Consider the following 7,857-nt stretch of genomic DNA (forward strand, 5'->3'; position numbering starts at 1 on the left):
TATGAAACATTACGAAGATAATTTCGCTCACAATAGCTTACCTGCTCTGGAATTACAACCAGAATATACCTTTTTGGATTTACTGCAATTCCAACATCCAGAAATGCTGAATTGTGTAGATAGATTGTTAGATAGCCATATTCGAGAAGGTCGTGGAAATAACATTTGTATTCGCACGTTTGAGGAAACTTGGACCTATCAAGATTTGTTTGAAAAAGCCAATCAAATAGCTCACGTTTTGGTAGATGATTTAGGTTTAAAATCGGGTAATCGCGTTTTGATTCGTTCAGCAAATAATCCAATGATGGTAGCGTGTTGGTTTGCTATTTTAAAAGTAGGTGGAATTGTTGTTGCAACCATGCCCTTGCTTCGTTCTAAAGAATTAACGACTATTATCGATTGTGCTCAAATTTCTCATGTATTGTGCGATAAAGAATTGGAAGAAGAAATCCATTTGGTTAAGTCTGATTTCTTAAAACAAACGTGTTTTTATGGAAATTCGCAATTGGAAGAATTAATGGCTTCTAAATCGAAAACTTTCGACAATTATCATTCCAAATCCGATTCCGTTGCATTGATTGGATTTACTTCAGGAACAACAGGTTTGCCAAAAATGACAGCTCATTATCACAAAGATATTTTGAATATTTGTGAGGCGTTTCCACAATATTCGCTTCAACCTACTCCAAAGGATATTTTCACAGGAAGTCCACCATTAGGATTTACCTTTGGTTTAGGTGGATTAGTTTTGTTTCCGATGTATTTTGGCGCTTCGACATTTTTAATCGAAAAACCGAGTCCAGATTTGTTGTTAAAAGCGATTCAAGACTTTAAAATTACGATTTGTTTTACCGCTCCAACCGCTTGGCGAATTATCACCACAAAAGTAAATGATTATGATATTTCGAGTTTGAGAAAATGTGTATCTGCTGGCGAAACTTTACCATTGAAAGTTTGGCAAGACTGGTATAATGCTACAAGTTTAAAAATTATTGACGGAATCGGAGCTACAGAAATGTTGCATATTTTTATTTCATCCAACGAAGAAAACATGAAACCTGGCGCTACTGGAAAAGCGATTACAGGTTACGAAGCTAAAATTATTGACAAAGAAGACAACGAGTTACCAAGAAACGATGCCGGAAGACTAGCCGTTCGAGGAATTACAGGTTGCAAATACCTAAACCGAGAAGAAAAACAAAGAGAATACGTAGAAAAAGGTTGGAACATCACAGGTGATATTTTCCGTCAAGATGAAGAAGGTTATTTTTATTTTGTGGCGCGTGGTGATGATATGATTATTTCTTCTGGGTATAATATTGCGGCAATTGAAGTAGAATCCGTACTTTTAACCCACGAAGATATTTTGGAATGTGCTGTAGTAGGTTTACCCGATGAAGAACGAGGCATGTTAGTTTGTGCGCATATTGTGTTACACGATACCACTAAAGCATCAGATGTAATGAAGAATCGTATTCAGCACTGGTTCAAAGAAGTAGCTGCTCCATATAAATATCCAAGAGTAATTAATTTTGTGGAATGTTTGCCGAAAACGGAGACTGGAAAAATACAGCGATTTAAGTTGAAATAAGTATAAAGATTTTAGTATTAAGTATCAAGACATATATAATGAGTCAATTTACAAAACAAGAAAAAGTACGTTTCCAACATGTTGATTATGCAGGAATTGTCTTCTATCCCCGATTTTTAGAAATGCTAAATTGTTTAGTAGAAGATTGGTTTGAAGAAGCCTTAGATCGTCCTTTTTCAAAAATGCACGAAACCAACGGTATTCCAACGGTTGATTTAAAAATTCAATTCAAAAACGCTGCTAGATTAGGCGAAATCTTAACCAAAAAATTGTGGGTAAAAGAATTAAAAAATTCGTCAATTCTATGCGGATTTCAGTTTGTAAATGAAGCAGAAAATACCGTTTTAGAAGGCGAAGTCACTTTAGTAAACGTAGCTTTCAACCCAGAAAGAAACGGCATCAAAGCCGAACCTTTCACAGAAGAAATGAAGAAAAAAATTATGAATTACCAATTATGAATTACGATTTAATCTCGTTTCAATTCATAATTCTTAATTTTAAATTCGTAATTATATAACTATGGAATTCAAAAAATTTAAAGCTGCTACCGTTCAAACCTCACCTGTATTTCTAAATGTAGAAAAAACAGTTGATAAAGCCATTTCTTTCATTAAAGAAGCCAGTAGCAACGGAGCAAAATTAATCGCTTTTCCAGAGGTTTTTATCGCTGGATATCCGTATTGGAATTGGATTATGACGCCTGTTCAAGGGAGTAAATGGTATGAAGAATTGTATAAAAATTCGGTTGACGTATCAGGTCCTGAAATCAAAAAATTGTGCTTAGCGACAAAAGACAATGACATTCATATTGTAATGGGAATCAACGAACGAGGTAAAAGCTATGGCGAAATTTACAATACCAATTTAATCATTGACAACAAAGGTGTTATCGTTGGAAAACACAGAAAGTTAGTTCCTACATGGGCTGAAAAACTAACTTGGTCTTCAGGTGATGGCTCTTCGCTAAAAGTGTATGATACTGAAATTGGACCGATTGGAACCTTAGCTTGTGGTGAAAATACAAATACTCTAGCGCGTTTTACACTACTTTCTCAAGGTGAATTGATTCATATTGCCAATTATATTTCACTTCCTGTGGCTCCACCCGATTACGATATGGCGGAGGCGATTAAAATTCGTGCCGCAGCGCATTCGTTTGAAGGGAAATTGTTTACAATTGTTTCGTGTTCAACTGTTTCGCAAGAAATTAAAGATGCCTTACGTGCCGATGTTCCGAATGTAGATGAATTGTTAGATAGAAAAAGTTCAGCTTTTTCAGGATTTATAGGTCCAAATGGCGCTGTTATTGGGCAACCGCTAATCGATGAAGAAGGTATGGTGTATGCCGAAATTGATTTAGCAAAATGCATCCAACCGAAGCAAATGCACGATATTTTAGGACATTATAATAGATTTGATATTTTTGATTTGCGTGTAAACACTGCTCCTACTCGAAAAATTACGTTTATTGATAATCACGAAGAGTTTAATAAGAGATAAAAAATGAAAAAAATAATCATATTTTTATTTTCGTTGCTTCTATATTCTTGTACTAAGAAGGAAAAAACACATTCTTCTGAATTTCTTTTAGCTCAAAAGGAACTTACAGAGCAATTGACAAAAATTAGTACGCAAACCGATTTCAATGGTTTTGGAGTAGCTATTTCAAACGAAAATGAAGTGTTATATCAAAATGGCTTTGGAATAGCTAATTTGGAACCCAAACAAAAATATGACGAAAATACGGTTCAAAATATTGCATCTGTATCGAAAACTTTTATTGGTATTGCCATACTTAAGGCACAAGAATTAGGAAAATTGCAATTGGATGACCCAATTAACAAATACCTTTCTTTCAAAGTCACCAATCCATATTATCCAAATATTCCAATTACCATTAGACAATTAACCACACATACTTCTTCAATAAATGATAATGAAGTTTATATGAAAAAAACAATCGTATTAAACGACACTATTAATCTTAAACAAAATCTTGATATTGATATTTCACCAACAAAATTTAATCCACCAAAGGCTAAAATAACTATAGAAGAATTTTTGAAAAACACATTGGATAATAGAGGTAAATGGTATTTAAAAGATGTATTTCTTAACAAAAAACCTGGTAAAATTTACAACTATTCTAACGTTGGAGCAACGCTTGCAGCTTTAGTATTAGAAAAAGCAACTGGTATTTCTTATGATAAATTCACAACAGAACATATATTAAAACCACTTCAAATGAATTCATCTGGATGGAGCTTTGATTCGGTTAATTTTTCGAAATGCACAAACACCTTTCAAGACAAAAGAACTCCCTATCCATTTTATTCCTTAAATACCTATCCAGATGGTGGAATGCTAACAACTTCTAAGGATATGGGAAATTATATTAGTGAACTTTTGAAGGGATTTTTAGGAAAAGGTACTTTATTGAATAAAGAAAGTTATCAAGAATATTTTAGACCACAACTTCAAGCTAAAAACTTCATAGATAGAGATACAAGCGAATATGGAGATTATAATATTGGTATTACCATGACTATTTTTCCATCGGGTAATTTTGGGCATTTTGGAGGAGATCCTGGACTTTTTTCCGTTATTCAATTTGATAAAAAGAAAAAAACAGCCAGATATTATATTATAAATACCAATCCAAGTGGACCAGAAACAAATAAATATCATAAGCAAATTAATGATGCTTTAGACATATATACAGAAAAACTAAATACATTAAGCAAATTAGAATAGTTGTATACAATTTAAAATAATATTATGGAAGAAAATAATTATTCAGACGATGTTTACGGAAGAGCTCGAGTTCAAGACTCTCCCGAATTAATTGCGTACTACAAAGAATTAGAGACACTTGGCGCTGGTGCCTTATGGACAGTGGCCAATGATATAGAACCTTGGGAACCACGCTCTTCTTCTGTTCCAATGCTTTGGAAATATGATGATTTACGCGAATTAGTCCTAAAATCATCCGAATTAGTAACTCCTGAACAAGCCGGAAGACGCGTAGTGTATTTGGTTAACGATAAACGAAAAGATGTTTCTGCTGCTGTGGGTTGGTTATACACCGGAATTCAAGTCACGCGTCCTGGAGAAAGTACTTCGGCGCATCGTCATCGTGCTTCTGCCCTACGTTTTATTATGGAAGGTGAAAAAGGATACACAGTTGTAGATGGCAATAAAATCATGTTAGAAGTCAATGATTTTGTAATTACACCGAATTCCACTTGGCACGAACATGGTGTTGAGGAAGGTGGAAAAACTTGTATTTGGCAAGATGGTTTGGATATTCCGTTAGTCAATGCTTTAGAAGCGAATGATTATGCGGTTTATGATGGGAAACAACCCTTAACAGCGCCACTTAATTTTTCACCAATAACATATGGTTGTGCAGGATTAATTCCAGCCGATAAAACTTGGGATAAACCGTATTCTCCGCTATTCAAATATTCTTGGAAAAACGTTTATCCAGCGTTATTAGAAGCACAAAAAGTGAATGAAGTCAATCCTTTTGATGGTATTTTTATGCAATATTCGAATCCGTTAACTGGAGGACACGTAATGCAAACTATGGGAGCAGCGATGCAATTATTACCCGCAGGATTCAAAGGAAAAGCACACAAACACACGGGTTCATTTGTGTACCAATGTGCGAAAGGAAAAGGCTACACCATTATCAACGGAAAACGTTTTGATTGGAAAGAAAGAGACATTTTCTGTGTTCCGAGTTGGGCTTGGCACGAACATCACAACTTATCGGAAACTGAAGAGGCTTGTTTATTCAATTTTAACGATTTACCTGTAATTGAAAAATTAGGCTTATTTCAAGGAAGAGAATTAACAGAAAACAATGGACACCAACAAATTCAATAAAAACAAAAACTTAGCGCTCTTTGCGTTTAAATAAAGAATATGAAACTACTTACTTACAAAACACAAGATACTGAGCCTCGTTTAGGCTTTATTCATAACAACCAAGTCATCGATATGCAAGATTTTGGTGATATTTCTAATTTTCCATTACCAAATGATATGTTGGAATTAATTGATATGGGATTTGAAATCATTGCTGAAATTACCGAAATGATTGCGGAAACTTCTGAAAATTTCTTCGAAGAAATTGCCTATGATATGGAGGAAGTTACCGTTTTGGCTCCCATCGAAAAACCAAGAAAAAACATCATTGGAATTGGTTTGAATTATACCGAACACGTGGCAGAAAGCGCTCGCACTTTAGATACCACAGGAAAGCTTCCAACAAAACCGATTATCTTTTCAAAACCACCAACAACCGTTACCGCTACGAATACTCAAATCATCAAAAATACGAAGCTAACTTCGCAATTGGATTGGGAATGTGAATTGGCGGTAATCATCTCAAAGAAAGGAAAATACGTAACAAAATCTGAAGCATTGGATTATGTATTTGGATATACAGTGATTAATGATATCTCTGCCCGTGATTGTCGTCGTGAAGGCCAATGGATTGTTTCTAAAGGTCAAGATACATTCGCTCCAATGGGACCTGTTATTGTTACGAAAGACGAAATCGAAAACCCACACAATTTGAATTTATCATTAAAAGTGAATGGAGTTGAGAAACAAAATTCAAATACAAAATTTATGTTGTTCAACATCAACGATTTAATTGAAGATTTAAGTACTGTTTTCACTTTAGAAGCAGGTGATATCATTGCAACCGGAACTCCAGCAGGAGTTGGCGCAGGTCGCGACCCACAAGAATGGATGTATGATGGTGATGTTGTTGAGGCAACAGTGGAAGGAATTGGTACAATAGTAAATACAATTAAAGAAATATAATAAAAGTATTCAGTCGCAGTTTTCAGTTTTCAGACTGCTAACTGTGACTGAGACTGTAAACTTTTAAACATGAAATACAGAATCGGCCAAATAGTTCCATCCTCAAACGTAACGATGGAAACCGAAATACCAGCAATTTTCCGTTCTCGTGAAACCATTTTACCGGAACGTTTTACGTTTCACAGCAGTAGAATGCGCATGAAAAAAGTAACCAAGGAAGAACTCGAAGCCATGGATGCCATGAGTTTAAAATGTGCACAAGAACTTTCCGATGCTCATGTTGATGTAATGGGTTATGCTTGTTTAGTAGCCATTATGAGCATGGGACGAGGCTATCATTGCGTTTCGGAAGTGAATTTACACCAAGAAACTGTAGCGAATGACTTCCCTACTCCTATTGTAACTTCTGCTGGAGCTTTGATTAACGGATTAAAGGTTTTAGGTGCGAAACAAATTTCAATTATTACACCTTATATGCGACCGTTAACGGATATGGTGGTCGATTATATCGAAAATCAAGGTATTAAAGTGAAACAAAGTATTGCTTTAGAAATTCCAGACAATTTAGAAGTTGCGGCTCAAAATCCAATGAATTTGTTAGAAATCTATAAACAATTGGATTTAACAGATGTCGACGTTTTAGTGGCTTCAGCTTGTGTACAAATGCCATCATTAGAAGCTATCGATTTGATTCAAGCAGAATGCGGTATTCCTGTTACTTCAGCAGCAGTTTGTACGACGTATGAAATGATGAAAAAATTAGGAATCGAATCAAAATCAGCTATTGGAGGCGAATTGTTAAGTGGAAAATATTAGAATATTAATTCATAAATATAGTTTAATTTTTAGCTGAAATTTCTCTAAAAACAAAATAAAAAAACCGTCTCGGATTATGAGACGGTTTTTTTTGTGAATAATATAAAGTTATTTATTTAATTTCCTTAACTACAATTTTACCAATTAAGTTTACATCTGTACCTTGAGTTTTCTCTAGTTCTATATTAACGTCCGTTGATGGTTTGAACAAAAAGTTTGTAGTTGCTAAGTTATAAGAAACATCAGAACCACCTTGTCCAAAATAAATTTCAGTTCCAAGATATTGACTATTTGTAGCATCTTTCATTCTAAATGTATGACCTCCAGTGGCATTATAAATATAGAAAGAAACCGTAACCTCATACATTTTATTAGCATGTAATGTTATTGATGATCCATTCATAACAACTCCGTTAACATATGTAGCTGCAGGAAACATTGAAGTTAATGTTTGAGCTCCCAACGTACTTGAGTTACCAATATAGGCATAGGCATATTCTGGCATTGTTGAAACTCCTGTTGCACTAATCACACCCCCTGCAATGTTTATTCCAGAACCTGCTGTGTAAGTTCCTGCTGGACCTTGTGGACCCATCGGACCTGTTGCTCCA

The 7,857-nt window shown here is 34.8% G+C and carries 8 protein-coding genes; 7 read left to right on the plus strand and 1 reads right to left on the minus strand.

The genetic code is table 11. The features are described from left to right. Window position 1 precedes the first annotated feature (1 nt). From B2741_RS00345 to B2741_RS00375, 7 genes are all read left to right on the plus strand, one after another. Window positions 2–1,591, plus strand: a complete 1,590-nt coding sequence (locus tag B2741_RS00345; RefSeq protein ID WP_291134253.1) for an AMP-binding protein — start codon at window positions 2–4, stop codon at window positions 1,589–1,591. A gap of 38 nt (window positions 1,592–1,629) precedes the next feature. Continuing rightward, complete coding sequence (locus tag B2741_RS00350; RefSeq protein WP_291134255.1) at window positions 1,630–2,049, plus strand: acyl-CoA thioesterase; 420 nt, start codon at window positions 1,630–1,632, stop codon at window positions 2,047–2,049. A 61-nt stretch (window positions 2,050–2,110) separates the two neighbouring features. After that, window positions 2,111–3,091 (plus strand): carbon-nitrogen hydrolase family protein, encoded by a 981-nt coding sequence (locus tag B2741_RS00355; protein WP_291134258.1) that lies wholly within the window; start codon window positions 2,111–2,113, stop codon window positions 3,089–3,091. Between the two features lie 3 nt (window positions 3,092–3,094). Further along, window positions 3,095–4,345, plus strand: coding sequence for a serine hydrolase domain-containing protein (locus B2741_RS00360; RefSeq protein ID WP_291134261.1), 1,251 nt, complete (start codon window positions 3,095–3,097; stop codon window positions 4,343–4,345). Between the two features lie 24 nt (window positions 4,346–4,369). Beyond that, entirely contained in the window at window positions 4,370–5,482 is a 1,113-nt protein-coding gene (locus tag B2741_RS00365) for a cupin domain-containing protein (RefSeq protein ID WP_291134263.1), read from the plus strand. A 39-nt stretch (window positions 5,483–5,521) separates the two neighbouring features. Next, a complete protein-coding gene (locus B2741_RS00370) occupies window positions 5,522–6,430 on the plus strand; it encodes a fumarylacetoacetate hydrolase family protein (RefSeq protein WP_291134267.1) in 909 nt (302 codons plus the stop codon). 69 nt (window positions 6,431–6,499) lie between these two features. After that, window positions 6,500–7,246: a maleate cis-trans isomerase family protein gene (locus tag B2741_RS00375; protein WP_291134270.1), complete on the plus strand. Its 747-nt coding sequence runs from the start codon at window positions 6,500–6,502 to the stop codon at window positions 7,244–7,246. A 112-nt stretch (window positions 7,247–7,358) separates the two neighbouring features. Here B2741_RS00375 and B2741_RS00380 read toward each other — a convergent pair. Further along, the coding region (locus B2741_RS00380) for a hypothetical protein (RefSeq protein ID WP_291134273.1) at window positions 7,359–7,857 on the minus strand (499 nt) is incomplete at its 5' end.

Source organism: Flavobacterium sp. UBA7663, assembly GCF_002483315.1.
GTDB lineage: Bacteria > Bacteroidota > Bacteroidia > Flavobacteriales > Flavobacteriaceae > Flavobacterium.